Below are 26,925 nucleotides of genomic sequence, written 5' to 3'. Positions count from 1 at the left end.
AAAGGGACCGTGACTGAAAACGGTCTGTGCGGCCTTTTGCCCTTTTTCGGACCATCTTCGCAAGCACAGCTTTAAACCATGTTGCACTGCCGAGGAACTATCATGCGTTTAGCCCTTTACACCGGACTAATACTGGCTGGCGGTTACACCTGCCTGACCCCGGCGCTCGCCGCCGACCCGACCGGCGACTGGCGGGTCGCTGACGGCGTCGCCAACATCCGCGTCGCCCAATGCAATGGCAGCATGTGGGGCGCTGTTGCCTGGGAAAAGAAGCCCGGCGGGCGCGACGAGAACAATCCGGATGTCTCGAAAAAGAACAGGCCGACGCTCGGCATGGTGACGCTGATCGACATGAAGAAGAAGGCGGGCGCCGATCAGTGGGAGGGACAGGTCTACAACGCCCAGGACGGCCAGATCTACAGCGCGACCATCACGCCTGTCAGCACCGACCAGCTCGAAATCAAGGGCTGCGTGATGGGCTTCCTCTGCGGCGGCGAGACCTGGACCCGGGTCGGCCCGCCGATCCCCTTGAGCCCTGCCAACGCCATGGCCAAGGGCGGGCCGAAGCCCGCCGGCGCGGCGCCGAAAGCCGCAGGCACGACGGTTGCCGCCGCGCCCGCGCCTGCTCCCGCAGCCCCGAAGGCGGCCGGCGCCGCCAAACCCGCTCAGAAGGGCGCCGCCGATCCGGTCGGCGACATCTGCCTACTCCCTGAGATTGCGGGGTTTGCCCATTAGGGCCGGCTGGAACAGCAACACGGCTGCGAGCGTCGTCACCAGCGAGAGCGCCAGCAGCTTGCCCATGCTGGACGTACCGGGATGGCTTGACAGCCACAGGCTGCCGAACGCCGTCGCGGTCGTCAGCGCGCTGAAGAAGATCGCGCGTGTCAGGCTGGTCTGGAGCAGGTTTGTCCTGCCTGAGCGCCAGGCCACGACATAATAGATCTTGAAGGCGACGCCGACGCCGAGCAGCAGCGGGAACGCGACGATGTTGGCGAAGTTGAGCGGCAGGCCGATCAACACGCAGATCTCGAGCGTCACCGCGCCTGCAACCAGGAGCGGCACCAGGGTCATCAGCACGTCGACGAACCGGCGCAGCGTGATCCACAGCAAGAGGCTGATCACCAGCAACGCATAGATGCCGGCGTGGATGAACGCCCGCACCACGGTGTCGCCGGATTTCAGGATCGAGACCGGCCCGCCGATCGCGGTCGGCTCGGCAACGAGCACCGCCGCCGCAAATTTGCGCAGCGTGTCGTTGTCGTTGGGATCACCCTTGGGCAGCGCCTCGACACGGATGATGCCGTCCTTGCTCTTCCAGGCACTCGCGAGGTCGGGCGGCAGCGAGTTCAGGGTAACGGGCCCCGCCTGCATCGCGTTCCTGAGCTGGTCGAACACGACCTTCAACGGCGCGACGAACACATCCTGCGCCTTGTTGCGTGTCGCCTCGTCGCCATTGGCGAGCTTTTCGAGCGCGTCGGCGAGACGGCGCGAGGCGGCCGCGCCCGGGCCTTTCGCGTCGCCCGCCGTTCGGCGGAGATTGTCGACCGAGGATTTCAGGGCCTCGACGTTCTCCTGGTCGGACGGCGCCGCATCGATCTGATCGGGGTTGAGCGCGGGGTTCAGCACCTTGGCGCCCTGCGCGAGCAGCTTCAGCTTCGGCGGCTGGTCCTGCGGCACGAAGCTGTTGAGCGACATCACCCGCAGCACTTCGGGCACCTTCTCCAGCTTCGCCTCGATCTGCCTTGCCTGCTCCTCGGACGTCGCCATCACGTTGATGGCGTTGGCGCCGGTGTTGGGGTCCTTGCGCAGATCGAGGAAGGTCGCGATCGATTCGGCACGCGGGTTACGCAAGTTCATCGGGTTGAAGTCGAACTTCATGAAATAGAGCAGCGGCAGGCCGGCGAGCGCCAGCAACAGCGTGCCGCCGACGACCAGCACGCGGTGCTTCTCCAGGAAATTGTCGAGCGGCGCGAGGAAGGCATAGCCGACCGGCTCCTTCTCGCCGGGCGGGTTCAGCAGCTTCAGCATGGCCGGCAGAACGGTGATCGATGAGAGGAACGCCACCAGCATGCCGACGCCGGCGATCTGGCCGAGCTCTGCGATGCCCTTGTAGTCGGTCGGCATGAAGCAGAGGAAACCGGCGGCCGTCGCCATCGCCGCGAGCGACAGCGGCACCGCCGAGCGCTTGGCCGCCAGCACCAGCGCGCCCGAAAGGTCGTTGTGCTTGTAGCGCTCCGAGCGGTAGCGGACGCTGTACTGGATGCCGAAATCGACGCCGAGGCCGACGAACAGCACCGCGAACGCGATCGACAGCAGATTGAACGATCCGACCATCATCAGTCCGGCCGCGGTCGTGATCGCAAGGCCGACGAAGAGATTGATGAACACTGCGAAGATGATCTTCGACGAGTGCAGCGCCAGCCACAGGATGACCAGCACGACGAGAACGGTGCCGACGCCGTTGACGACGGCGCCTTCCTGCACGGTGGCGTATTCCTCGTTGGCGATCGGAATCGGTCCGGTCAGCCGCACGCGGGCCTGGTACTTGGTCGAAAAATCCAGATCCGTGGCGGCCTTGCGGATCGCGTCGGTGGCATCCTTGCCGGGCTCCAGCGCGTTGTAGTCGAGGATCGGCTTGAACTCGATGAAAGCGCGCTTGTCGGAATCCTTCAGCGGCTCGTCGCTGACGAGTTCGCGCCAGGAGAAGCTCGCATTGCCCTTGTTGAGCACGGTCTCGACCGTCTGCGCTATCAGGTTGAAGGGCCGCTCGGTGTTGTCGAGCTTGACCTGGCCGCGCTTGACGCCCGCAAGTCCGGTCTCCAGCGCGCCGGTCAGGCCGCGGATCGAGGGATCTCCGGCCATGATCTCGATCAGGGGCGCGGCGGATTCGAACTGGCCGGTGATCTTGCCGACCTCTTCCGTAGGCAGGAACAGCAGGCCATTCTTCTCGAAGAACTCGCCGCTGCCGAGCTGCTGCATCGACTGGAAGTTGGTCTTGTCGCCCTTCAGCTTGGCATAGAGCGCGTCTGCCGCAGCGCTCGCCATCTCCGGCGTTCGGGCTTCGACCACCGCGAGGATCAGTTCATTCTGATCAAACGCCTTGTCGAATTGCTGGTCACGCTTGCGCCAATCGAGGTTCTGAGAAATCAGCGAATTGATGTCGGTGTTGATGGCGAAGTGCTGGGACGCGTAATAGCCCGCGCCCACCGCCAGCAGGAGCCCGAGAACGACGACGAGGGTGGCAAGCCGGGTGCAGGCCCTGACGATGGCAACGACTACGCTTTGCAGCACTTCTTTTCTTTCTGCGGTTAACAGCTTGCCGGAAACGCCCGCTGTTTATCGGAGTTCCCGGGCGAAACCTATTGCTGTTTTGGGTGGTTCTCGCCGCAACAAGGTTCGAAGTAAACGGCGGGAGACCGGGCAAAATCATGCGGGGCGGTCCCGGTATAGCCGGCGAGTTGAGGCGGGAAAGTGGCCAAGGGTGAGCGCAAACGTCGCCATTTCGCATGAGATGAAATCCATACTATGATACCTTCAAGCCGGTGGCAGGGTATCCCAGGGTTTCATTCGACCTTTCCTTGCTGCCGATTTTTTGACACAAAGTATTGCGCCTCCATGCGCCGGAGCCCCAACGGGGGTGGGTGGCTACCGCGTGCGCGAACCAATGGTGCGGATATTGCAACTCATTGGTCAGTATCGGGGTGCCGCCGGGGACTTGCGGAAAGCGGATTGGTGCAACTTACGTGATGGGCGTCCTATGGAAGTTTATCTGGCGCAACCGCGTGGCTTCTGCGCGGGCGTGGTGCGTGCAATCGAGATCGTGGAACGGGCGCTGGAGAAGTACGGCCCGCCCGTCTACGTGCGCCACGAGATCGTGCACAACAAATACGTCGTCGAGAGCCTGAAGAACAAAGGCGCCATCTTCGTCGAGGAACTGTCCGAGGTTCCGCCGGGATCGGTAACGGTCTTCAGCGCCCATGGCGTCGCCCGCAGCGTCGAGGAAGAGGCCGCCGCGCGCGACCTTCCGGTGCTCAACGCCACCTGCCCCCTGGTCACGAAAGTTCACAATCAGGGGAAGCGCTACATCACCAGGGGCCGCACGCTGATACTGATCGGCCATGCCGGCCACCCCGAGGTCGAGGGCACCATGGGCCAGGTTCCCGCCCCCGTGCTGCTTGTTCAAAGCATTCAAGAGGTTAAGGCGCTCACCCTGCCGGCGGATACGCCAGTGGCCTACATCACCCAGACCACCCTGTCGGTCGACGACACCAAGGACATCATCGCGGCCCTCCAGGCCCGCTTTACAGACATTCAAGGTCCGGATATCCGGGATATCTGCTATGCGACACAGAACCGCCAATCTGCGGTAAGGGACTTGAGCAAGCTGGTCGACGTGATCTTGGTGGTGGGCGCTGCCAACAGCTCGAATTCGAACCGGCTTCGCGAAATCGGCACAGAGGCCGGCGTCGCGAGTTATTTGATTGCCGACGGCAGCGAGCTCAATCCGGAGTGGTTGAAAAATGCCAGGACCGTCGGCATCACGGCCGGCGCTTCGGCGCCTGAGGTACTCGTGGATGACGTGATCGAAGCGATGCGGCGGATCGGACCGGTGAAGGTCCAGGTGTTGCCGGGCCGCGAGGAAAACATCGAATTCCGGCTTCCGGCCCAACTGGCTGCGAGCTGACCCACCCGAATTGAAAAGCCCAGAAAGAAACTTGTAATGGCAATCCCCTTCTTCAAGGAAATGCGTATCGGCGGCTATTTGCTCAAGCAGAAACTGCTTGGCCGCAAGCGCTACCCGCTCGTGCTGATGCTGGAGCCGCTGTTTCGCTGCAACCTCGCCTGCGTCGGCTGCGGCAAGATCGATTATCCCGATGCGATCCTCAACCGCCGCATGACCGCGCAGGAGTGCTGGGACGCGGCCGACGAGTGCGGCGCGCCGATGGTGGCGATTCCCGGGGGCGAGCCGCTGATCCACAAGGAGATCGGCGAGATCGTGCGCGGCCTGGTCGCGCGCAAGAAGTTCGTCTCGCTCTGCACCAACGCGCTGCTGCTCGAGAAGAAGCTCGACCTGTTCGAGCCCTCCCCGTATCTGTTCTTCTCCGTGCATCTCGACGGCCTGCGTGACCATCACGACAAGGCCGTCTCGCAGAAGGGCGTGTTCGACCGCGCCGTGTCCGCGATCAAGGCGGCCAAGGCGCGCGGCTTCACCGTCAACGTGAACGCCACCATCTTCGACGGCCATCCGGCCGAGGAGATCGCAAAGTTCCTGGACCTCACCGTCGAGCTCGGCGTCGGCGTCTCGATGTCGCCGGGCTACGCCTATGAGCGTGCGCCGGACCAGGAGCACTTCCTCAACCGCACCAAGACCAAGAAGCTGTTCCGCGACGTCTTCGCGATGGGCAAGGGCAAGAAGTGGAACTTCATGCATTCCGGCCTGTTCCTGGACTTCCTCGCCGGCAACCAGGAATACGAGTGCACCCCCTGGGGCATGCCCGCGCGCAACATCTTCGGCTGGCAGAAGCCCTGCTACCTGCTCGGTGAAGGCTACGCAAAAACCTTCAAGGAGCTGATGGACACCACCGACTGGGAAACCTACGGCACCGGCAAGTACGAGAAGTGCGCCGACTGTATGGCCCATTGCGGCTACGAGCCGACGGCTGCGACTGCCGCGCTCAACAACCCGCTGAAGGCGATGTGGGTGTCGCTGCGCGGCATCAGGACCTCGGGCCCGATGGCGCCGGAGATCGACATGAGCAAGCAGCGCCCGGCGCAATACATCTTCTCGGCCGAAGTGCAGAAGCGCCTGTCGGAGATCCGCAAGGACGAGGCCGAAGCCGCGCAGGCGAAGGCCGCGCAGAAGGCTTCGACCGCCGCGTAAGCGGACGCAATCAAATCTCACGACGAAGGCCCGGCCGCGATCGCGACCGGGCCTTTTTGATTCGCGCTTGAGCCACGCTATTCGCGACATCGTCATTGCGAGCTCAGCGAAGCAATCCAGTCTGCGTCCGCGGAGGCATTCTGGATTGCTTCGTCGCTTCGCTCCTCGCAATGACGGCGTATGTGCACCGGCTTGCGTTTTCATCAGCGCGCTCTTCCGCGGACACACCTTCGCAGTCCCGCGGCGTATCCGCCCGGGCTTATGCGTTTAGTTCGCGCCCCATAGAAGCCAAAGGGCGCAGGGAAGGCCGGGCGCCGGCGGTACCCGCGGTCCGTGCGCAATGAAAATGCACACGGGGTGGATCACAGGTGTTGCCGGTCGCCCGGCCTTCCCTGCGCGGATGGTTCCGTCCGCGGACGGTTTCGACCTGATCGCCGGGAGCTCGCGTGTGCTCACCTCCGACGACGACCGAAGCCGCTGTGACCGCGCCGTGTCGTAGCGCGCCGCGCATGACTCAACGGTCGCCCGCCCCTGTCATCGCCTGCCGCGCCGGCGCTACCGCGTCCACCGCACCCCGACCCGCATTTCGTGACGATCGCGAAGCGCCCCTCTGGCAGGGCCGGGATGAACGCTCTATGCCACAAATCCGAAATTCGGGAAAGTGGAATATTTTGTACGAAGGCGTTGACGGGGTTTGCGGTGTTTTGCCCGACGGCTCTCGCTGGCACCGGTCCAGTACTGTCAGCGAGTTACATCCGGATCAGGGACACCAAACAAAAGGCCCGGTCGCGCGACCGGGCCTTTCCTTATTCTAGGGATCGACGTCCCGCTCAGGCCGCCTTCGACACCATTGCCTCGCTCTCGATCAGCTCCGTCCCGATCAGATAATCGCGGCAGCCGCGCAAGGATCGCAGCGCGCGGTTGAAGTCGATGCCGGTCGAGACCAGTGCATGCAGCGTCGCCGGATTGCGGACGATGCCGCGCAGCACGGCGGCGAGATCGATCTGGCCGTTCGGCTTGATCGCGGCACGGGCGAGCGCCGGCAGCGCGCGGTGGGCGGGATCGCTGATGACGCGGACCGCGGCGAAGGGCAGCCCGGCTTCCGTGGCGTAGGCGGCGGCGATGTGGCTTTCCATGTCGACGGCGGCAGCACCCGTCTCCGAATGCAGCGCCGCCTTGCAGGAGCTCTTCGTGACCACTTCCTCGGCCCCGGCGAGGCTGCCGCGCACCACGCGGCGGCGTCCCGAGGTCAGGCGGTCGATCAGATCGTCGCCGAGCGAGAGGCCTGCGGCCCAGCGGGTATCGCCGGAGAGCACCTCGGTCGCCAGCACGACGTCGCCGGAGCGCAGCGTCGGGTCCAGCCCGCCGGCCACGCCGAACGAGATCACGCCGCGAATCGTCTCAGGATCCACCACGGTCAGCAGCGCCCGCAACTGGGTCGGGCTGCTGGATGAGCAGATGACCGCCATTCCGGGCCCGGCCGCGATGCGGGCCTCCTGCACCAATCCAGTCACGATCAGTATCGGCCGCGGGTCGATGGCATTACCCGCGGTAAAATAGTCCCCCGTCCCCAAAGTCACATTCCGACCCCTACCACCCTGCTGTTGGTGTTCCGCAAGTTCCGATACCGCGACAACGCCCACAGCGGAAAGAACTTTGGGTAACCATGATACCGCAGATAGAACACGCGGGGGAAGCCTGTGGCGGTGTACCGCTGCTCGTCCCACAGTCCTTTTTCGTTCTGTGTTGCAATCAGGTACTCCACCCCGCGGGCGACGGCCGGGTGATCAACCTCGCCTGCCGCCATCAGGGCAAGCAAGGCCCATGCCGTTTGCGAGGCGGTCGAGGGGGCGGCTTCCCAGCCCCGGTAGTCCAGCCGGTAGCTGACGGCATCCTCGCCCCAGCCGCCGTCCTCGTTCTGGATCGAGGCCAGCCAGTCGGCGGCCTTGCGAATCATGGGATCCCCGTGGTCGACGCCGGCCATGTTGAGGGCACAGAGCACCGACCAGGTTCCATAGATGAAATTCATGCCCCAGCGGCCGTACCAGGACCCCTCGGGGTGCTGGGTCTTCCGGAGGTAAGCGACCCCGTCGGCCACATGCTTGCTGGTCTTCGCGGTCTCGCCGAGCTGGGCCAGCATCGAGATGCAGCGCGCCGTGACGTCCTCGGTCGGCGGATCGAGCAGCGCGCCGTGGTCCGAGAACGGGATGTTGTTGAGATAATATTCGAGGTTGTTGACGTCGAAGGCGGCCCAGCCGCCGTCGTCGCTCTGCATGCCCTCGATCCACTCACGGCCGCGCGCGATCGCGGCGTCATAGCCGGTGGCGCCGTGCTCCCGCCGCATGCGGTCCATCGACATCACCACCACCGCGGTGTCGTCGAGGTCGGGGTAATGCGCGTTGTTGTACTGGAAGGCCCAGCCGCCCGGGCGCACGTCGGGCCGCTTCACCGCCCAGTCGCCCTTCACCTCGAGCTCCTGCCGCGGGATCAGCCAGTCGAGGCCCTGCTTGGCCGCGGGCACCGCCTTGTCGCCGCCAGCTTCGAGCAACGCGTGTGCGGTCAGCGTCGTGTCCCAGACCGGCGAGACGCAGGGCTGGCAATAGGCCTCGCTGTCGTGGATCACCAGCAGCTTGTCGATGCCACGGCGCGTGATCGCGCGCGGCGGGAAATTCTCGTCCTTGCCGAGCGCGTCGTACATCATGACGATGTTGGCCATGGGCGGATAGATCGCGCCCATGCCGTCCTCGCCGTTGAGCCGCTCCTCGGTGAAGGCAAGCGCGGCGTCGATCGCGCGCTTGCGCAGGCTCTTCGGAAACATCGGCTCGACCACGCGCAGAATGCCGTCGAGCGCGCGGAACAGCACGAACCAGGCCATGCTCTGGTGCGGCGCCTTGGCGGTCATGCCGATCGAGCGCGGATCCTGCAGGAACAGTTCGTCGATGCCGACGCCCTTCGGGTTCTTCGCGCGCGGCTTCAGCGCTGCGAGCACCATGAGCGGCACCATGGTGGTGCGCGCCCAGTAGGAGATCTTGTTGAGGTGGAACGGCGACCAGAACGGCAGCAGCACGATCTCGATCGGCAGCACCGGCACCGCGCGCCAGGTCACCACGCCGTACATCGCAAGCAGAAAGCGGGTGAAGACGTTGCTGTTGATCGCCCCGCCGCGGGCGTGGATCGCCTCGCGCGCACGCACCATGTGCGGCGCATCCACGGAATCGCCGATCATCTTCAGCGCGAAATAGGCCTTCACGCTGGCGCTCATGTCGAACTCGCCGTCATGCACCAGCGGCCAGCCGCCATGGGCGCCCTGGATGCGGCGCAGATAATTGGCGATCTTGGCTTCGAGCGCGACATCGACGGGCTCGGCGAGATAGTGGCGCAACAGGACGTATTCGGCGGGAATCGTGCAGTCGGCCTCGAGCTCGAACACCCAATGGCCGTCGGATTGCTGGACGTCGAGGACGCCCTGCGTCGCCGATGCAATGCTCGATTCCAAAGCTTCGCGGCTGGTCGCGGTCACGGAATCCATGTCGCTCGATTGCTCCGATAGTCGATTGAAATAGGCCGGGACATTTGCCCGTCAGGGCCGCCTATCCTTTGGCGGCCAGAACCAGATCGGCGGCGCGATCACCGGACCGGACTGATCCCTCGATGGTTGCAGGCAATCCCGTAGCAGTCCAATCCCCCGCAAGGAACAGGTTTTTCAGCGCTGTGACCGGCCCCGGGCGCAGGGCATTCTGCGCCGGCGTCGCCGCAAATGTGGCACGGCGCTCGCGCACGATCTGCCACGGAGGCAGCTCCCCCGACACCCCGCCCGCCTTGCAGACGTCGTTCCAGATGCTCTGCGCGAGTTCCTCGCGCGGCATGTCGACCAGACGGTCGCCATTGCTGATGGTGACGGACAGCCGGTTCGGAAACGCGAACAGCCATTCCACGACGCCGCCGATCACGCCGAGGATCGGCGCCGAGCCCGCCGGCGGCGTGATGCGGAAATGCGCATTCACGATGGCGCGGAATTCGGTCGGCGTCTTCAGCCCCGGCAGCAGGCCGGCGGCGGCGCGCGGCGGCACCGCCATCACGACGACATCGCCCTCAGCGAGTTGGATGACGTCCTCGCCGCCGAAGTGCAGCGCACTGGCCTTGCCGTCGCCGCTCGCAAACGAACGCAGCTCATGGCCGAGCTGAACGGTGTGTCCACGATCCTGCAGAAACTTCACAGCGGGCTCGATCAGCACGGCGCTGAGGCCGTCGCGCGCGATCAGCGGACGGCAGGCCTGCCCGCCCGCAAGCAGCGTCTCGCGCACGATCGCGCCGGCGAGCCCGGCCGAGCCCTCGGGCGGATCGACGTTGAGCGCCGCCAGCAGCAGCGGCTGCACCAGGCGCTGATAGAGGATGCCTTCGGTCGGAATGGACTTGCCGACCAGCGTCTCTTCCGACGCCCAGATCAGCGGCGCCAGCTTCAGATAATCGGTGAGACCCGTATCGGGAACGCGACGGCCCTCGTCGAGCACCCAGGTCGGCAGCCGGCCGGTGCCGAGATCGATCTGCCAGCGCTGCCCGGTCTTGAGGTCGACGAACGGAAACTGCGCGCTCTCCGGGCCGACGAGGCCGGCCTCGGTGCCGATCGCGCGCGCATAGGCGCGGGCGTGGCTGTTGCCCGACAGCAGCAGATGATTGCCGTTGTCGATGGTGAGGTTGGTGGCGCCGTCGAAATAGGAACGGCAGCGGCCGCCGACCTGCTGCGTCGCCTCGTGCACGGCGACCTTGAAGCCGGCATTGGCGAGCCGCACGGCGGCGGAGAGGCCGGAAATTCCAGCACCGATGATGTGAGCTGTCTTTTGCATCAGATGAAAGCGTAGCGGAGCAGGATCAGGATGCGTGTGATCTTCGACACACGCACCGGCTGGCGCGGCGCATTGAAACCGCGCGCAATCAGGAGATCCAGAATGGAATGATAGTATTTCGACATGATCCGCGGCGCGCGCACGGTGCGGCGCTTGTTGCGGTTCATGATCTCGTCCGACTTCTCGAAATGCGCTTTCGCACGCTGCGTCAGCGGCAGGCAGACCTTCGGCAGCGCGCGCTCGGCGATCACGCGGTTCGGATCGTCGGAGGTGATGCCGGCATGCAGCAGCGCCTCCCGCGGCAGATAGAGCCGGCCGAGACCCGCGTCCTCGTCGATGTCGCGCAGGATGTTGGTGAGCTGAAGCGCGCGGCCTAGATGATAGGCGAGCTGGATGCCGTCATCTTCGGGCAGGCCGAACACCCGCACCGACAGCCGTCCCACGGCGCTGGCGACGCGATCGCAGTACAGATCCAGCGTCGCCATGTCGGGCGCGCGGATGTCCTGCGGCACGTCCATCTCCATGCCGTCGACGATCGCCAGGAAATCCTCGCGCTTGAGGCCGAAGGTCTTCACCGAGGCGACATAGTCCTTCAGCCGCGGCGGCGGATTGCCCTGGTAGAGCGCGTCGATGTCGTTGCGCCATTCCTGCAGCGCGGCGAGCCGCTCTTCGCGCGGGCCATGGGAATCGGCGATGTCGTCGACCTGGCGGCAGAAGCTGTAGATCTGGAACATCGCTTCGCGCTGGTCGCGCGGCAGGATGCGCATCGCGGCGTAGAAGGAGCTGCCGGATGCGGTCGAGCCATAATTGGCGCCGGGCGCTGTCGCCTCAAGCGTCATGTGCGGTCCCCGGTCTGGAAATGGCCTTGCGTCCCATCGCGCGGCGGCCGGCCTCACCGAGCATTCCGGCAAGGCTGAAGACGAGCAGCTCGAACTTGTTCAGATGCACCCGCTCGCGCAGCGGATCGCGCACCTTCAAGAGGCGCACGATGCGGTCGGCATAGGCCTGGATCACCGCGACGTCGATGCCGAGACGGAAATCCCGGATCTCCGCAGCCAGCGACCTGCCCTCGTCGAGCAGTGCTTCGTTGCGCGCGGCGAGCGCCTGCAGGCAGGCCAGCATCGCCGGCGGCGACTGTGAAAGCCCGAGCTGCTCGACCGAGGCGCCGTGTGCTGCCAGCGCATCGCGCGGCAGATAGACGCGGTTGAGCTCGCGGAAATCCTTGCCGCAATCCTGCAAATGGTTGTTGATCTGCAGGCCCGCGCAGAGCGCATCCGATGCCGCCCAGGTCGAGGTGCTCTCGCCATGGACGTCGAGCATGAAGCGGCCGACCGGCATCGCCGAATAGCGGCAATAGTGAATGACCTCGTCCCAGGTCTCATAGCGCAGCTTGGTCACGTCCATGCGGAACGCGATCAGCACGTCGAGCGCATGGCGCGGCGCCATGCCGCGCTCGGCGAGCGCACGGCGCAAGCTGACGGCCTCTGCCTGGGTGTCGCCCTTGCCGAGCAGCTCCGCCTCGAGCAGGTCGAGATAGGCCAGCTTCTGGTCGGGCGGCAGCGTCGCGTGGTCGGCGATGTCGTCGGCGGTGCGGACGAAATTGTAATACGCCAGGATCAGGGCGCGATGACGCGGATGAATGATCCAGGACGCGACGGGAAAATTCTCGTCGCGGTCTCCCTTGCCGGATCGCAATTCGCTCGCAGAGGTCATCGAGGGCTGGCTACAATCGTTTGGATAGAAAGGCTTCTTCTCGCGGGCTCATGCCGGCGATCCGCCGCGGCCCCCATATAGGGGAATACGGCCGCAAAACCAATCCTGTCTGGCGATGGCTGCCCTTCCGCGAATCGGGCCCGAAAAGGCGGCACTCGAGGCCGCCTTTTGTGGGCCAGTGGCCGATCTTACTGGTTGTGGTTCTTCAGGACCTGGTCGCAGGCCTGCGAGATCTTGGACCGGTTCTCCTTGAGGCAGGCCAGGATGGTGAAATCGCCCTGGTCGATGACCGGACGGCAGAACTTCTGCACGTCGCGCGTGCAGGCCTTCTGCTCGGACTCGGTGCCACGCCCCTGCTGGGCGAACGCCACCGTCGAAACAGATGCCGACAGCAGGGTGAGAGCGACGAGAAGCTTACGCATTGTATTCCTTCATTCTGACGGCAGAATCGCACCGAACCCGGACTGCACAGGGCGGACGACCGGAACGGATTGTTCTGATGGCAAGTCGCCGCGCGGTAGCGGCCTCGGAGAAGGCACAAGCACTGGCAAATGCGGCCAAATTGGCGCCGCGCCCACCAAATCAGGTCTTCCCTCAACCTTCATTGGCAGATGTAAGAGGTTGATACTACGTCATAATTCAGGACCGCTGCGTTTTACTGCATACCTGTTGCAGAGCTGCATCTCTCCGCGCGGCCTTTTCCGCCGGAAACATACCGAAACAGAGCAAATCGGCGGATCCAGGCCTGGCGCGAGGCGTTGTGAACCGCCATCTCTGGCAGCCTGGCTTTGAACCTGACACCGGCTCGGAGCACTAAACTTTCGATGTGGCGAGACGTTCTCGAGCGTGAGCGGGCGTCGTTCTAAAAACGGGATATTTGAGATGAAATTCTTTGGGCGATCTGGACTGGCAATCAAGGCGGCCGGCATCGGGGCGGCACTGCTCTTCTCGGTTTCGGCAAGCCATGCTCAGTCCTCCGGCCCGTTTGCCGGCTTCGACGGCGCCTGGACCGGCACCGGCACGGTGTCGCTGTCCGACGGCTCCACCGAGCGCATTCGCTGCAAGGCCGACTACAAGGTCGCCGGCAGCGGCCTCAATTTGAAGCAGGCTCTGCACTGCGCGTCCGACAGCTACAAATTCGACCTCACCAGCGATGTGACGAGCCAGGGCGAGCGCATCTCCGGCAATTGGAGCGAGTCCAGCCGCAACATCTTCGGCAATCTGCAGGGCACCGCCGGCGGCGGCCAGATCGACGTGTTCGTCGAGGCCAACGGCTTTGCCGCCAACCTCTCGCTGCGCACCAACGGCACCAAGCAAACGGTGCAGATCTCGTCCAAGGGCGAGATCCGCGGCGTCAACATCACCATGACGAAGAGCTGATCTCATCTCGCGTCGATGAGTATCAAGCCCCCGGTTCTCGCGAGCCGGGGGCTTTTTGCTGACATGGACTCACCGAGACGACTTGCCGAGATGGACCGATCCGCAGACATCTGCTCAAGGCCGCCGGGCTCTTCGTGGCCACGCGCCTTCGCCGATGACCCGCCTGGAGCGAGCATGCAGCCTTCGTCCGTGAAGCCGCGTCACGTGCTCTGCTTCCTCGGCATGAATGAAAACCTGCTGCAGCCGCCGAAGGCGGTGGCCAAGACCATCGCCGATTTCGGCTTCGAGATCGACCGCACCCATTCGCAAGCAAGGCCCGATGCGAACATGACGCGTTCGTTCGGCGTGTGCTGGGACCGTGTCTTCCCGAAAGCGTGGTCTGCATTGCTGATGGATGAGATCGCCGACGCCATGGCCGAGCAAGGCATCGATGAGACCTTGCGCAATCGCAGGCTCACGCTGTCGCGCGAACGGGACTACGCCGAGGCCGACTTCAAGTTCAATCCGTACGGGATCGTTCGGATCGAGGCGTGAGCGCTGGGCGACGTCCGCCGTCCCAGTTTCAGATCGCCGGCTTGTCGGTGCCCTGCAGCTTGCCGTGCAAATTGATCAGCCACATCGCCGTCGGCCTGAGGATGAAGAGGTCGGCGACGAGGGCCATCACCATCGAGAAGGCGCTGAGCCAGCCGAACAGCCGCAGCGACGGCAGGTCGGAGAACACGGTGACGACGAGGCCGCAGGCCAGCACCACCGTGGTCAGGATCAGCGCAGGTCCGACCAGCACGGTCGCCCGCTCCACCGCGAGCGCCGAGCCGACGCCCGGTTTGCTCTCCAGGCGCAGGCGGTTGAGGAAGTGGATGGTGGCGCTCAGGCCCAGGCCGAACGAGACGGTGAGCGCGACCACGCTGGCGAATTGCAGGCCCTCGCCCATGGCCCAAAGCACCGTTCCCGACATCACCACCGGGAAGATGCCCGGCAGGATGCAGGCGAACATCACCACCCAGGAGCGGAAGGCAAGGCCGATGAAGATCGCGACCAGCGCGAATTCGACGGTGAGCCCGCGGTTCAGCTTCTCGATCATGCTGGCCGAATTGCGTGCCGCGATCGCAGCAAGACCGGTCACCGCGACCTCATAGCCGGGATGCTTCTTGCGGACGGCGTCGAGCTCGGCATCGAGCTTGTCGACGATCGGCAACAGCTGGCTGGAATCCTTGTCCGGCACGCGGCCGGCGACCACGACGGCGTCCTGCTCGGCGTCGATGAACCGACGCACCAGATGCTCGGGAATGACGCTGACATATTCCTTCAGCGTCGCGACGTCGGCGCTGCCGGCCTTTTCCGCCAGCCAGCGGCGCAGGGTCTCGACCGACCAGACATTGCCGACGCCGGCCGCCTTCTCCACGGTCGCATGCACGTCCGCGATAGTCTGGAGCGTCTCCGGCGAATAGAGCGATTCACCCTTCGGGAACTGGATCAGCACGTTGACCGGATTGGCGCCGGTGAGCTTGGCATCGAGCCGGTCGCTGGCGGCGACCGCCTGCCGCTTGTCCGGCACCTGGTCGGCGAGCCGGTAGCGCGGCTCCAGATTGGCGTAGATGACGCCGAGGCCGCCGACGAACAGCACCGCGATCAGGCTGAACAGGCCGGGCCGGCCGACCATGCGCACCGCGATCCAGTAGCAGAAATTGCGCAGCGCCTGGACGCCGGCATCCGCACCCTGGAACTTGACCGCGAACGTCTTCTCGTTGCGCACGAGCAGCACGCCGAACACCGGCACCAGCGACAGCACCGCGACCAGCGCGATGATGGTGGCGGCCAGACCCGCCTCGCCGAACTTGCGGATCAGGTCGGAGTTGGAGAACTGCAGCGCGATGAAGGAAATGCCGGCGGTGCCATGCGTCAGCACGCAGGCTGGTCCCACCACCAGCACGGCGTTCTTGAACGCGGTGAACTTGTCCTGGCCCGCGATCAGCCGGTCACGCGCGGCAAAGGTGAGCTGCATCGAGTCCGAGAAACTGATGACCATGATGAGCGGCGTCATCACGTTCAGGAACATGTTGAGATTGAAATTGGCCCAGCCGAGCGCGCCGAGCGCCAGCAGGATCGCGATCATCGGCGGGAACGCCGCGGCGACCATGAAGGAGATCTTGCGGAAGAAGATGATGGCGATGATGCAGCCGGCGAGAATGCCGAGGATGTTGTAGGTGAGGCCGTCGCGCTCGACGGCGTTGCGGATCTCGAGCTGCATCACGGGCACGCCGGAAAGCTGCACGTTGAGCCCGGTATCGCTGAGATCCTCCTTCATCAGCGCGCGGATGTCGGCGACGGTCTTGGTCAGCCTGCTGGACGCCACCACCTCCGGATCGAGCGACAGCACGATCAGCGCCAGCGTGCCGTCTTCCGACAACAGCTTGCCCCGGATGATCTCGTTGTTTTTGACCGTCTCGATGAACTTGTCGTAGTCGGCGCCCTGAGGCAGCTCGGCCGGGAACAGGGCCGCCGGCAGCTTGCCCGGTGCAGGCGCCTGGCGCGCGGAGAACAGCGAGACCAGCCCGCGCGTGCCTTCGACCAATTGCATGTCGGTGACGAAGTCGCGCAGCTTCTCGAGGTTATTCCGCGCCAGGAGGTTCTTGCCTTCGACCACGACGAGGACGTCGAATTCCTCGGCCGGGAACTTCTTCGTCACCTCTTCATACTGGTGGAATTCGCGGCTGTCGGAGCGGAAGAGCTGCGACAGCGAATCGTCGATCTTGATCCGGTGGATGCCGAACACGGCGCCGACGATCAGGACGAGCAGGACGATGCAGGAGACGATCGGCGCCCGGACGGCGATCAGCCCGAGACGCTCCAGCCCGAAGGCGATCGAGGACGTAGGTCCCTGCTCGACCTTGTCGACATGAACCTCATTCTCGCTGTGCTTTTCGAGCATGCCTTATCCAGTTCCTAAATCGGCTCGGTCTTGAGAGCTTGTTGCGCCCCGCGAACGGCTTGAAAATGCCATACCAATGGGAGGCTTGCCCTTTGAAAATGCGCGGAAAATCGCCGCGAGGGGTTTAGCAGGTCAACTGGTCTTTTCGCAAGCAGGCGAAGTGTGGGCGAATCGATCAAGATGCGGCGATTTTGGGTCCTGCGCGGGTCATCCGGCCGAGAATGTGCCAATTCGACGCGGCGCGCGGTCCGCGCTTTCGTCCTTCAGCGCCACGCCGCTGACCTGGCGCGCCAGCCCCTCGCGGACCAGCCAGGCGATCTTGCAGGCAGCCTCGTCATAGCTCAGTCCGGCGTGTTGGATTGCGCTCGGCATCGGTGCGGCCGGGCTTGGGCGCGAAGGTCAGATAGGCACCGAGACTGTCGGGCGCCGACAGGCCGGGCCGCTCGCCGATCAGCGTCACCACCATGTGCGCGCCGAGAAGGGCGCCGATCTCGTCGCCGAGCGCAACGCGCGCGCCTGAGGCGACGACGACAGGGCCGAGCGCGACAGCATCGCCTTCGGCGAGCAACGGCAGCAGCCGCCTCACCAGGGCCACCGCATGGGCGTGGACCGCCGCCGCGGAGAGGCCGTCGCCGATCACCAGCGCGAGCTGGCATGGCGCGGAAGCCGCTCGCGCCAGAACATCGGCCGAGCCGGGCTCGAGCCGTCGCCCCAGATCCGGCCGCCGCAGATAATCCCCGCGGTCGACCGCCTGGCTCCTCGCCTCGGTGACGTCGAGGCCGAGGCCTGCGAGATCGGCGACCAGACGCGGCGCATCGAAGGCGGCATGCACGGCATCGCGGGCGCGGGCATGATCGAGCGTGAAATCGAGCAGCGCCTTGGTCGGCACGCTTGCCCCGCTGCGCCCGAGCGCAACGCGCGCGGGCGTGAACGACCTGAGGTCGATGATCGGGCGAGCCGGAACGGACGGATCACTCATTCGGCGGGAACGGCGGCCTCGCGCAGCCGGATCGAGTAGTTCGAGGCGTTCTGCCTGCCGCTGGAGGCCGCGCGCGCAAAGGTGATGAGATGATGCGCGATGAGGGTGCAGCCGATCAGACCTTCGAGATCGCCGCGCTTGATGCGCCCCAGCGCGAACTTCCAGAACACGCGCTTGTAGTCGCCGAGCACGCCGACCTTCCAAAAGATGTTGCGCAGCATGACGAGGCCGCGCCGGATATTGGGCCAGGTCTTCATCTCGTCCGGTGTCGGCATCTTCAGGCGGTGCACATAGACGTGGTCGCATTGGTACTGGAAGCGCGCGTAGACCCTCTCGGGCTCATAGGCGACGCCCATGGCGTGCTTCCAGGACGCGACGACCTCGTCATAGGGCAATAGGAAGTCGACGTTGGAATCGCGGCCATCGTCGTGGACAAGACGACCCTCGCGCTCCAGCCGGTCCCACAGCGGCGTCTTCGGCAGCGCCTGGAGCAGGTTGATCGTGAGCAGCGGAATGCGCGATTCCTCGACGAAGCCAAGCAGCGCCTCCGACGTATTCGGCTTGTCGGTGTCGAGCCCCATGATGATGCCCGAAACCACCTCCATGCCGTAGGAGTTGATGGTGCGCACGCCCTCCAGGATCGGGACCATCATGTTGTGGTCCTTCTGCATCGCCTTCAGCGCGTCGGGATCGGGCGTCTCGATCCCGCAGAAGATGGTGATGAAGTAGGCCTCGCGCATCTTCTCGAGGATCTCCGGCCGCTTGGCGATGTTGAGCGTCGCCTCGCAGGCGAGCCGCACGACGTAGCCGGTCCGCTTCTGCCATTCGATCAGGTGCGGCAACAAATCCATCGCCGCCTTGCGGTTGCCGATGAAATTGTCGTCGACGAAATAGACCGTGTCGGTCATGCCGCATTCACGCAGACGATCCAGCTCGGCGATGATCTGCTGCGGCGACTTGATGCGCGGGTTGCGGCCGTAGAGACCGGGGATGTCGCAGAACTCGCACTGATAGGGACAGCCGCTGGAATACTGGATGCTGCCGAGGAAGTACTTCTTCACGTCGGCAAGCTCGTAGGCCGGGATCGGAAACTCCGTCATCGGCACGCGGTCCTTGGTGGTGAGGACCACCTGTTCGTCTGGACGCGCCGTGTCGCGCGACAGGATCTCGATCAGCTGGTTGGTGGCATCGCCGAGCTCGCCGACATGGAGATAGTCGAACGACGGGTAATAGTCGGGACAGGCACTGACGGAGGGGCCGCCGAGCGCGACCGGCAGATCGAACTCATGGGCGCGACGGCAGATGTCGTTCATCTGCTGGCGCTGGATGTGCATGCCGCTGACGAAGACCGCCTCGGCCCATTCGAACTCTTCCCTGGTGGTACGACGCAGGTTCTCGTCGACGAATTTGACCTGCCAATCCCCAGGTAGATAGGCCGAGATCAGCAACAGCCCCTGCGGCGGCATGAAGGCACGGACACCGTCGGTCAGCGGATAGGAATGCTCGAACGTGCCGAACGAGGAGGTGTAGCGCGGAAACACACAGAGGATCCGCCGGGACGTTCCGTTACTTTCAGCTCGCATCTAAGCTCCCCCGCCACGCTCGACTGATGTTGCGGAAATTGCCAGCCAGACACATAGCGTAATGCTGCCGCCGGAATTTCTCAATATTGTGGCACAAGCATAATTCCGGGAGGCGCAGATAGTTTCCTCGAGGGGAGTTTGGCGCTGCGCACCGCCTCACGCGATCAGCCGCGAGGCAAAATCGGGCAGCAGGCCTGCATCGCCGGCAAGCCGGAAATCGGCGCCTGTAATGCCCGACCGAGCCAGCCAATCGTCGAATTCCGGCGCGCGGCGCAAGCCGAAGACGTCACGGACATAGAGCGCATCGTGAAAAGACGTCGATTGGTAGTTCAGCATGACGTCGTCGGCGCCGGGGACGCCCATGATGAAGGTGACGCCGGCGGCGGCGAGCAGCGTCAGCAGATTGTCCATGTCGTCCTGGTCCGCTTCCGCATGGTTGGTGTAGCAGATGTCGATCCCGAGCGGCAGGCCGAGCAGCTTGCCGCAGAAATGATCCTCCAGCCCCGCCCGGATGATTTCCTTGCCGTCATAGAGATATTCCGGGCCGATGAAGCCGACCACGCTGTTGACCAGGAGAGGCGCAAAGGCGCGGGCCACCGCATAGGCGCGCGCCTCGCAGGTCTGCTGGTCGACGCCGTGATGGGCGCCGGCCGACAGCGCCGAGCCCTGGCCGGTCTCGAAATACATCACGTTCTGCCCGATGGTGCCCCGCCGCAGCGACAGCCCGGCCTCCTGCGCCTCCTTGAGAAGCGCAAGGTCGATGCCGAAACTGCGGTTGGCGGCCTCGGTGCCGGCAACCGACTGGAAGACGAGATCGACCGGCACGCCCTGCCCGATCAGCGACAGCGTCGTCGTGACATGGGTCAGCACGCAGCCTTGCGTCGGGATCTGCAGCCGCGAGATGATCTCGTCGAGCAGCCGCAGCAATTGCGCGATCACGGCCGGATCGTCGCTCGCCGGATTGATGCCGATGCAGGCATCGCCGGCCCCGAGCAGGATGCCGTCGAGGACCGAGGCGGTGATGCCCCTGGCATCGTCGAACGGATGGTTGGGCTGCAGCCGCGTGCTCATCCGGCCTTTGAGGCCGATGGTGTTGCGGAAGGCGGTGGTGACCTCGCATTTCCGTGCCGCCAGGATCAGATCCTGGTTGCGCATCAGTTTTGAGACCGCTGCCGCCATCTCCGGGGTGATGCCGCGGGCCAGCGTCTTCAGGACCTCCGGCGTGGCGGCGTCCGACAGCAGCCAGTCGCGGAAGGCCCCAACCGTCAGGGATGCCACCGGGGCAAAGGCCTTGGCGTCGTGGCTGTCGATGACGAGGCGGGTAACCTCGTCGGCCTCATAGGGGATGACGGCTTCCTGCAGGAATTTTGCGAGCGGGACGTCGGCGAGCGCCATCCGCGCCGCGATCATCTGCTCGGCCGTGTCGGCGGCAATCCCGGCCAGCCGGTCGCCGGAGCGCGGCGGCGTCGCCTTGGCCAGGAGATCGCGCAGGTCCGGGAAAATGTGGGTCGTGGCGTCGATGGTGTGGCGGTAGACCAAGGGCCTCTCCGAGGGTGGTCGGCCAACGGCCGACGCAGGGACTATCCTGAAACTCTACCTTCTGATCAAGACGCTGAAATAACTTGCCTTTCCTTCGACCAAGGACGGAGGCGGCGGAGCGGCGCGTTAACGCCGCATCCATCTTCGTTCTGCATAGTTTTGCATCAATTTTGCAGAATCCCGCTCACCGGCCGCTTCAGGCCAATCCGGGCCCCTGAATGACCATGACATCAGACCGATCTGGGACTGCCGCCGGTCTCGCCGGCCGCTTCACGCTCGCCACCAGGCTCTATGCGATCTTCGCGCTGTTCGCGCTGCTCACGGCGGCGATCGCCGGGCTGTCCGACTACAACAGCCGCCGCGGCGCCGAGTTGACGAGCGCGATCGAGACGGCGAACGCCGCCGCGCTGAACGTCGAGCGCGTCAACTCGCTGGTCTATGCGGTCGTGATGGAATCCCGCGGCGTCTACATGTCGACCGAGCCGAAGGTCGTGAAGAAATACGGCGACGGCCTGCTCAAGTTCAACGAGCAGATCCTCGATGTCGTGAAGCGCTGGCAAACCATCGTGAAAGCCGACGATGCCGAGCAGTTCGCCACCTTCAAGAAGCGCATCGAGCAATTTGTCGAGTTCCGCAAGGAGCTGGTGCGCCGGGGCGTCGAGATCAATGCGGCCGCGGGCCGCGAATGGGGCGACAACGACGCCAACCGCGCCGTGCGTTCGGCGCTCAACAAGGATCTCGAGGCACTGTCCAAGGTCTATGCCGAGCGCGCCAAGCAGATCGCGCACGAGACGGAGACCAACCGCACCCTGTCCTTCGTGCTGACCTGCCTCGGCGGCGTGGCGCTGGCCCTGGTCGTGATCGGCATCGTCATCATCGCCCGCTCGATCGCAAGGCCGCTGGCCGCCATCACCGACACCATCAAGCAGGTCGCCGAAGGCACCGAGGACGTCGTGGTGCCGCACTCCGGCCGCGCCGACGAGATCGGCGCGCTCGCCCGCGCGATCCAGGTTTTCCAGGAGGCCATGGGCCGCAACCGCAACCTCGCCTCGCAGGTCTCGCAGGACTCCGCCGCGCGCGAGGAGCGCGCCCGCCATATCGAGCGGTCCGTCGAGCAATTCCGCGAGGTGATCGGTGCGATCATGCGCGGCCTCAGCGACAACGCCTCCACCATGCGCGAGACCGCGCAGACCATCACCCGCGTCACCGCGGATGCGAACAGCCGCGCCGGCACGGCGGCCAACGCCACCGAGCAGGCCTCGCACAACGTCACGGCGGTGGCGGGCGCGGCCGAGGAGCTGTCGGCGTCGGTGGTGGAGATCGGCCGCCAGGTGCGGCAGAGCGCCGGCGCGGTCGAGCAGACCGGCCAGCGCACCGAGAAGTCGATCTCCGAGATCGAGAGCCTTGCCGCGGCCACGCAGCGCATCGACGGCGTGCTCAACCTGATCCAGGCGATCGCCGAGCAGACCAACCTGCTCGCGCTCAACGCCACAATCGAAGCCGCCCGCGCCGGCGATGCCGGCCGGGGCTTTGCCGTGGTCGCTCATGAGGTGAAGGCGCTGGCGGGCCAGACCGCCAAGGCCACCGCCGAGATCAGCGAGAACGTCGCGATGATCCAGGCCTCGACCCGTAACGCGGTCGACGCCGTGCGCGAGATCGGCGGTGCCGTGCGCGAGATCAACGAGGTCACCTCGGCGATCGCCGGCGCCATCGGCCAGCAGGACGCCGCCACGCGCGAAATCTCGTCCAACGCGCAAAGCGCCGCGCAAGGCAACGAGACGCTGGTCGCCAACATCACCTCGCTGCGCGACGCCATCGGCAAGACCGATACGGCAGCAGCCTCGGTGCTGACGGCGGCGGGCAGCGTGGCCGAGACCGCGGACACGCTGTCCCGCGAGGTCGAGACGTTCTTCCAGAACCTGCGCGCGGACAGCCGCATCGCCAAGGCGGGGTGACCGCGCCAACGCCATCGCCGGGCGGCGGTGGGGGCCTCCAAACAAAAATCTGGAAAACAACCCCATGCACAGTAGCCGGGGTCAGGTTTTTCAATGGCTTGGCGGCCCGCGCGAAACCTGCAGCTCTTGCGCAATTGATTTTGACTCGTCGGGCAAAACAGGGGCACGATGCGGTCATGCAGTGCCGAGCAGGAGACGGCGCGTGTCGGCGCGGCTGACTTGTGAGATTGCATAAGAAAAAAACAAAGGAATCCCATGAGCCAGACGCGGCGCGTTCTCTCGGCGCAGATCGCCCACGAGACCAACACTTTCTCGGTCATCCCGACCACGCTCGAGGACTACCGCAAGCGGCTGTTTCTGCGTGACGGCGAGATCGCCGCGGCGCTGGCCGACACAAGAATGGAGATAGCCGCGCACCTGGCCGCAGCCAAACGTTACGGCTGGACCCTGGTGCAGCCGCTCGCCGCCGCAGCCACCCCGTCCGGCAAGGTAACGGCGGCGTGCTGGGCCGAACTGCAGCGCCTGGTCTACGCGGCCTGCGAGAGCGGGCCGCTCGACGGCGTCATCCTGGCCCTGCACGGCGCGATGGTGACCGAGACCGACGACGACGCCGAAGGTGCACTGCTCGAAGGCCTGCGCCAGCGTCTCGGTGAGGCGATTCCGATTGCGGTGACGCTCGATCTGCATGCCAACGTCACCGAACGCATGGGCCGGCTGGCCAACATCATGCTGCCCTACCGCACCTATCCGCACATCGACCAATACGAGACGGCGTTCCGGGCCGCCGAGCTGCTGCAGGCGGCGATGGACGGCACGACCCGCCCGAAGGTCTTCCGCTCGCAGCCAGCTCTGCTCGACGGATGCAATCACGGACGGACCCAGGGCGGCGTGATGAGCGACCTCTTGGCGCGTGCCGCGGACATGGAGGCGCAGACGCCGGGCCTGTTGTCCATCGATGTCTGCGCGGGCTTCAGCCGCTCGGACATTGCCGAGGTCGGCCCCAGCATTCAGATCACCTACGATGCCTCCCACAACGCCGCCGAAGCGGCCGCGCGGCAGGCCGCGGCGGCGCTCGAGGACGAGATGGTCCGCCGGCGCGCCGAGGTCACGGTCACGGCGCTCGACTTGCCTGATGCAATGAAGCTTGCCGCCGCAGCCGCGACTGACGTCGCTGACACCCGCCCCTTCGTCATCGCCGACTTCAGCGACAATCCCGGTTCGGGCGCCTACGGCGATGGCATCCGCCTGCTGGAGGCGCTGCTGCAGGCCGAAATCCGCAGCGTGCTGTTCGGCGTCCTCGGCGATCCCGAAGCCGCGACCCGCTGCCACGCTGCGGGCCTCGGGGCCAGCGTGGATGTCGTTCTCGGGGCCAAGCGCCATCCCGAAAGCTACGGACCGCCGCTCATGCTGACCGGGCGGGTGACCGGCCTGTCGGACGGCGCCTTCGTCTGCGAGGGACCGATGAATGCCGGTCAGCCCATGACGCTCGGGCCCAGCGCCCTGCTCGAGGTCGACGGCATCTCCATCGCGATTTCGACCAACACGCTGCAGACCTATGATCGGGAAATGTTCCGGATCCTCGGGGCAGAGCCGGCTCAATTCCGGGTCGTCGCCGTCAAGTCGGCGCACCACTTCCGGGCGGCCTTCGCGCCCATGGCCAAGGAGGTGATCCTGGCCGACAGCGGCGGCCTTGCCACCTTCGATCACAGCAAGCTCACGTACCGAAACGTCCGCCGTCCGATCTGGCCGCTCGACGAGATCGTGCCGGGTTGAATCTTGCCCACTCGGGCTTCGCCAGCGTGCGCGGAGAGCTAGGACGCAAACTTAATATTCACTTAACCGTCTATCCCACTCGATCTTTAACGGATTTGCGCTTTCCTGGAGCGAAACCGGGAAGAAGCGGCAATGGCGGAAACTGCAATTAGCGGAGCTGGCGGTGCGGCGCGGGCTGGCGCGCATCGGCCCGAATCCTCCAAGCGCGGCCAATTGCGCCGCCAGATGTACCTCGCGCAATTCTGCAGCTATCTGGTCGATGCGGCGGTTCTTCTTCTGTATTACTTCGCCGGTACGACATCATTCTCGACCGCTGCGGGATACCTCGCGGCTGGATCGCTATGGACGGGCATCGTGCTGGCCTTGTCGGAAGCGCATTTCAATGATCGCTTTCGGGACCACTACCTCACTGTGCCTCAAAGCATGAGCAGCATCACCATCCAGCTGGGCGCAATTTACCTGGCACCCGAGGTCGGCTTCTATTTCGCTTGCATCATCTTCATCGTGCTCGGTTTTGGGGCACTCCGCATGTCAGCGCAACAGACCGGAATCGTATGGGCGTATGCCGCTTTTGGGCTGACCGTCATATTTGCGCTGACGGATAAGCCGATCGCCATGCCAATGGGCACGTTCGCTGAACGCCAGCTGGCGTTGCTTTGCTTCGTAACGGCATTGGGCCGCTGTGCCTTCACCGGCTTGTATGGGACATCTCTCCGCGAAGCGCTGTACAAGCGAAGCAACGAGCTCAAGGCAGCGCAGGCCAGAATCGAAGCTCTGGCTCAGATCGACGAGCTTACCGGGCTCAACAACCGCCGGTCCATCATGCGCATGCTGAACGATGAAATAGCGCGCGCGCAACGATCTGGCGCGCCATGCTCGGTCGCCATCATCGACCTCGACCACTTCAAGCGCATCAATGACGGATTCGGCCACCTTGTCGGCGACGAAGCGTTGCGACGCTTTGCGCAAGCGCTCACCGCAAACCTGAGAGCGGTGGACAAGCTCGGCAGATACGGCGGCGAAGAGTTCTTATTGATTCTTCCGAGTAGCGGCAAGGACCAGGCCCTGCTTGCCCTGGACCGTCTGCGCCAGGCGGTCGCCGATCTGGATTGGAGTTCTGTTTCGAAGAACTTGCGGGTCACCATGTCGGCCGGCGTTACCCAGCTCCGCCTTCACGAGACACCTGAAGAGGCCTTGTCACGCGCGGACGCGGCGCTCTATCGCGCCAAGGACGGCGGCCGCAATTGCGTGGTGCTGGCCTAGCTTCAACGTCTTATCCCGGCGCCGATTGGTGCACACCCCCGGCGCGACCGCACCGGGCGCCGCCCCACCCCATCGCCCTCCTCGTCACTTCCGATCGAGAAACGCGCGCACCTTGCTCACGGTCTGCGCCGGCTGCTCTTCCATGATCCAATGTCCGGAGCCGGTGATGATGCCGCCCTCGACCTTGGTGCCGACCTCGCGCATGATCGCGGCCTGCTGATTGCCAAAGGACTTTTCGGCGCCAAGGGCGAGGATCGGCATATTCAGCTTGGTCGCGGCAAAGGCCTTGTTGTCCGTGGCGTCCTTCCCGAACGCGGCAAACTGCTCGAAGGCGTAATGCATGTTGCCGGGCCGAGCGTACAGTTTCGCATAATGATTGCGCGTGGCTTCGTCGATGGCCTTGGGATCGGCCGATAGCTCGTTGTAGAAGCGGTCGAGATAGATGCGCTCGCGGCCCTTGACCAGGCGATCGACATCGGGACCGCGGAAATTGAAATGCCACAGCATGGGGCTCTTGAGGATTTCGTCCCAGGGCCCGATGCCGGGCAGCGGCGCGTCGATGACGACCCATTTGGTGATGCGATCAGGGTATTGCGCCGCGAGCGCGTAGCCCACCATGTTGCCGATGTCGTGTGTGACCAGATCGGCTTTCTGTACGTTGAGCTTGTCCATGACCATGGCGATGTCGACGCCCTGGGTCTTCTTGTCGTAACCAGCTGGGGCCTGCGACGACAGCCCCATGCCGCGCAGGTCCGGAACGATCACCGTGTGGTTCTTGTAGAGCGCCTTGGCGAGCGGCGCCCACATGTCGCCGGTGTTGCCGAAGCCGTGCAGGAGGACGACGGCCGGCCCTTGTCCGCCTACGCGGACATGCAGCGTGACGCCGTTGACCGAGATGCGCTGGATTTTGAAATCCGAAGGAAAGGGCTCGATCGCCGCAAATGCGGATCGGCCGCTCACGAGGATCAGGATGGAGACGAGAACGGCCGCGATGACTCGCACGCCGGACGTCCGGCTGCTCGAGACGAAACTGTACATTGTTGACCTGCTCGCTCAAGTGCCGAGCGCAACAACGTCGGCAGTGAC

Annotated in this window: 19 protein-coding genes and 1 pseudogene; 8 read left to right on the top strand and 12 right to left on the bottom strand. The window is 64.8% G+C overall.

Annotation, left to right across the window (positions count from 1 at the left end):
* Positions 1-102 precede the first annotated feature (102 nt).
* Complete coding sequence (locus ML401_RS11365; protein ID WP_194407093.1) at positions 103-735, top strand: DUF2147 domain-containing protein; 633 nt, start codon at positions 103-105, stop codon at positions 733-735.
* Here the strand turns inward: ML401_RS11365 and ML401_RS11360 are convergent.
* A complete protein-coding gene (locus tag ML401_RS11360; protein WP_285811981.1) occupies positions 703-3,291 on the bottom strand; it encodes an MMPL family transporter in 2,589 nt (862 codons plus the stop codon). The genes ML401_RS11365 and ML401_RS11360 overlap by 33 nt on opposite strands.
* 466 nt (positions 3,292-3,757) lie before the next feature.
* Between ML401_RS11360 and ispH the strand changes: the two genes are divergently transcribed.
* Entirely contained in the window at positions 3,758-4,684 is a 927-nt protein-coding gene (ispH, locus tag ML401_RS11355; protein ID WP_212065244.1) for a 4-hydroxy-3-methylbut-2-enyl diphosphate reductase, read from the top strand.
* A gap of 36 nt (positions 4,685-4,720) precedes the next feature.
* Entirely contained in the window at positions 4,721-5,881 is a 1,161-nt protein-coding gene (hpnH, locus tag ML401_RS11350) for an adenosyl-hopene transferase HpnH (RefSeq protein WP_212065245.1), read from the top strand.
* An 830-nt stretch (positions 5,882-6,711) separates the two neighbouring features.
* Here hpnH and ML401_RS11345 read toward each other — a convergent pair.
* From ML401_RS11345 to ML401_RS11320, 6 genes are all read right to left on the bottom strand, one after another.
* Positions 6,712-7,461 carry a phosphorylase gene (locus tag ML401_RS11345; protein ID WP_285811980.1) on the bottom strand — a complete coding sequence of 250 codons (750 nt, stop codon included), beginning with the start codon at positions 7,459-7,461 and terminating at the stop codon, positions 6,712-6,714.
* On the bottom strand, positions 7,458-9,410 hold the full coding sequence (shc, locus tag ML401_RS11340; protein ID WP_285811979.1) for a squalene--hopene cyclase: 1,953 nt from the start codon (positions 9,408-9,410) through the stop codon (positions 7,458-7,460). The genes ML401_RS11345 and shc overlap by 4 nt, the downstream gene beginning before the upstream one ends.
* A 61-nt stretch (positions 9,411-9,471) precedes the next feature.
* Entirely contained in the window at positions 9,472-10,725 is a 1,254-nt protein-coding gene (hpnE, locus tag ML401_RS11335; RefSeq protein ID WP_194407087.1) for a hydroxysqualene dehydroxylase HpnE, read from the bottom strand.
* Entirely contained in the window at positions 10,725-11,564 is an 840-nt protein-coding gene (gene hpnD / locus ML401_RS11330; RefSeq protein WP_194407086.1) for a presqualene diphosphate synthase HpnD, read from the bottom strand. The genes hpnE and hpnD overlap by 1 nt, the downstream gene beginning before the upstream one ends.
* Positions 11,554-12,438: a squalene synthase HpnC gene (hpnC, locus tag ML401_RS11325; protein WP_211417706.1), complete on the bottom strand. Its 885-nt coding sequence runs from the start codon at positions 12,436-12,438 to the stop codon at positions 11,554-11,556. Before hpnC ends, hpnD begins: the two co-directional genes overlap by 11 nt.
* 188 nt (positions 12,439-12,626) lie before the next feature.
* The gene (locus ML401_RS11320; protein ID WP_194407084.1) at positions 12,627-12,860 is read right to left on the bottom strand and encodes a hypothetical protein; all 234 of its coding nucleotides are present in this window, start codon (positions 12,858-12,860) and stop codon (positions 12,627-12,629) included.
* Positions 12,861-13,320: 460 nt separating this feature from the next.
* On the opposite strand from ML401_RS11320, the gene ML401_RS11315 reads away from it, so the two are divergent.
* Both ML401_RS11315 and ML401_RS11310 read left to right on the top strand, forming a co-directional pair.
* Positions 13,321-13,818 (top strand): hypothetical protein, encoded by a 498-nt coding sequence (locus ML401_RS11315; RefSeq protein ID WP_211417707.1) that lies wholly within the window; start codon positions 13,321-13,323, stop codon positions 13,816-13,818.
* Positions 13,819-13,992: 174 nt separating this feature from the next.
* The gene (locus ML401_RS11310; RefSeq protein WP_285811978.1) at positions 13,993-14,352 is read left to right on the top strand and encodes a hypothetical protein; all 360 of its coding nucleotides are present in this window, start codon (positions 13,993-13,995) and stop codon (positions 14,350-14,352) included.
* Positions 14,353-14,380: 28 nt separating this feature from the next.
* Here the strand turns inward: ML401_RS11310 and ML401_RS11305 are convergent, their stop codons facing one another.
* The 4 genes and pseudogenes from ML401_RS11305 to ML401_RS11290 all read right to left on the bottom strand — a co-directional run bounded on the left by ML401_RS11305 (position 14,381) and on the right by ML401_RS11290 (position 20,848).
* Positions 14,381-16,747: an RND family transporter gene (locus ML401_RS11305; RefSeq protein ID WP_285811977.1), complete on the bottom strand. Its 2,367-nt coding sequence runs from the start codon at positions 16,745-16,747 to the stop codon at positions 14,381-14,383.
* Between the two features lie 207 nt (positions 16,748-16,954).
* Positions 16,955-17,726 (bottom strand): annotated as a pseudogene (eutC, locus tag ML401_RS11300) (ethanolamine ammonia-lyase subunit EutC).
* Positions 17,723-19,309: a B12-binding domain-containing radical SAM protein gene (locus ML401_RS11295; protein ID WP_211417710.1), complete on the bottom strand. Its 1,587-nt coding sequence runs from the start codon at positions 19,307-19,309 to the stop codon at positions 17,723-17,725. Before ML401_RS11295 ends, eutC begins: the two are co-directional and overlap by 4 nt.
* A 156-nt stretch (positions 19,310-19,465) precedes the next feature.
* Entirely contained in the window at positions 19,466-20,848 is a 1,383-nt protein-coding gene (locus tag ML401_RS11290) for an ethanolamine ammonia-lyase subunit EutB (RefSeq protein ID WP_285811976.1), read from the bottom strand.
* Between the two features lie 224 nt (positions 20,849-21,072).
* Here ML401_RS11290 and ML401_RS11285 point away from each other — a divergent pair, with 224 nt between their 5' ends.
* The 3 genes from ML401_RS11285 (at position 21,073) to ML401_RS11275 (ending at position 25,839) form a co-directional block, all read left to right on the top strand.
* Complete coding sequence (locus ML401_RS11285; RefSeq protein WP_285812659.1) at positions 21,073-22,803, top strand: methyl-accepting chemotaxis protein; 1,731 nt, start codon at positions 21,073-21,075, stop codon at positions 22,801-22,803.
* A gap of 255 nt (positions 22,804-23,058) precedes the next feature.
* Positions 23,059-24,576 (top strand): M81 family metallopeptidase, encoded by a 1,518-nt coding sequence (locus ML401_RS11280; protein WP_285811975.1) that lies wholly within the window; start codon positions 23,059-23,061, stop codon positions 24,574-24,576.
* Positions 24,577-24,708: 132 nt separating this feature from the next.
* Positions 24,709-25,839 (top strand): GGDEF domain-containing protein, encoded by a 1,131-nt coding sequence (locus tag ML401_RS11275; protein WP_249156973.1) that lies wholly within the window; start codon positions 24,709-24,711, stop codon positions 25,837-25,839.
* 84 nt (positions 25,840-25,923) lie between these two features.
* Here ML401_RS11275 and ML401_RS11270 read toward each other — a convergent pair whose 3' ends face one another.
* The gene (locus tag ML401_RS11270) at positions 25,924-26,877 is read right to left on the bottom strand and encodes an alpha/beta fold hydrolase (RefSeq protein ID WP_285811973.1); all 954 of its coding nucleotides are present in this window, start codon (positions 26,875-26,877) and stop codon (positions 25,924-25,926) included.
* Positions 26,878-26,925: the final 48 nt, after the last annotated feature.

Origin of the sequence: Bradyrhizobium sp. 62B (assembly GCF_030272265.2) — a bacterium.
Classification (GTDB): Bacteria; Pseudomonadota; Alphaproteobacteria; order Rhizobiales; family Xanthobacteraceae; genus Bradyrhizobium.
This window is presented reverse-complemented; position numbering and strand designations above follow the sequence as displayed.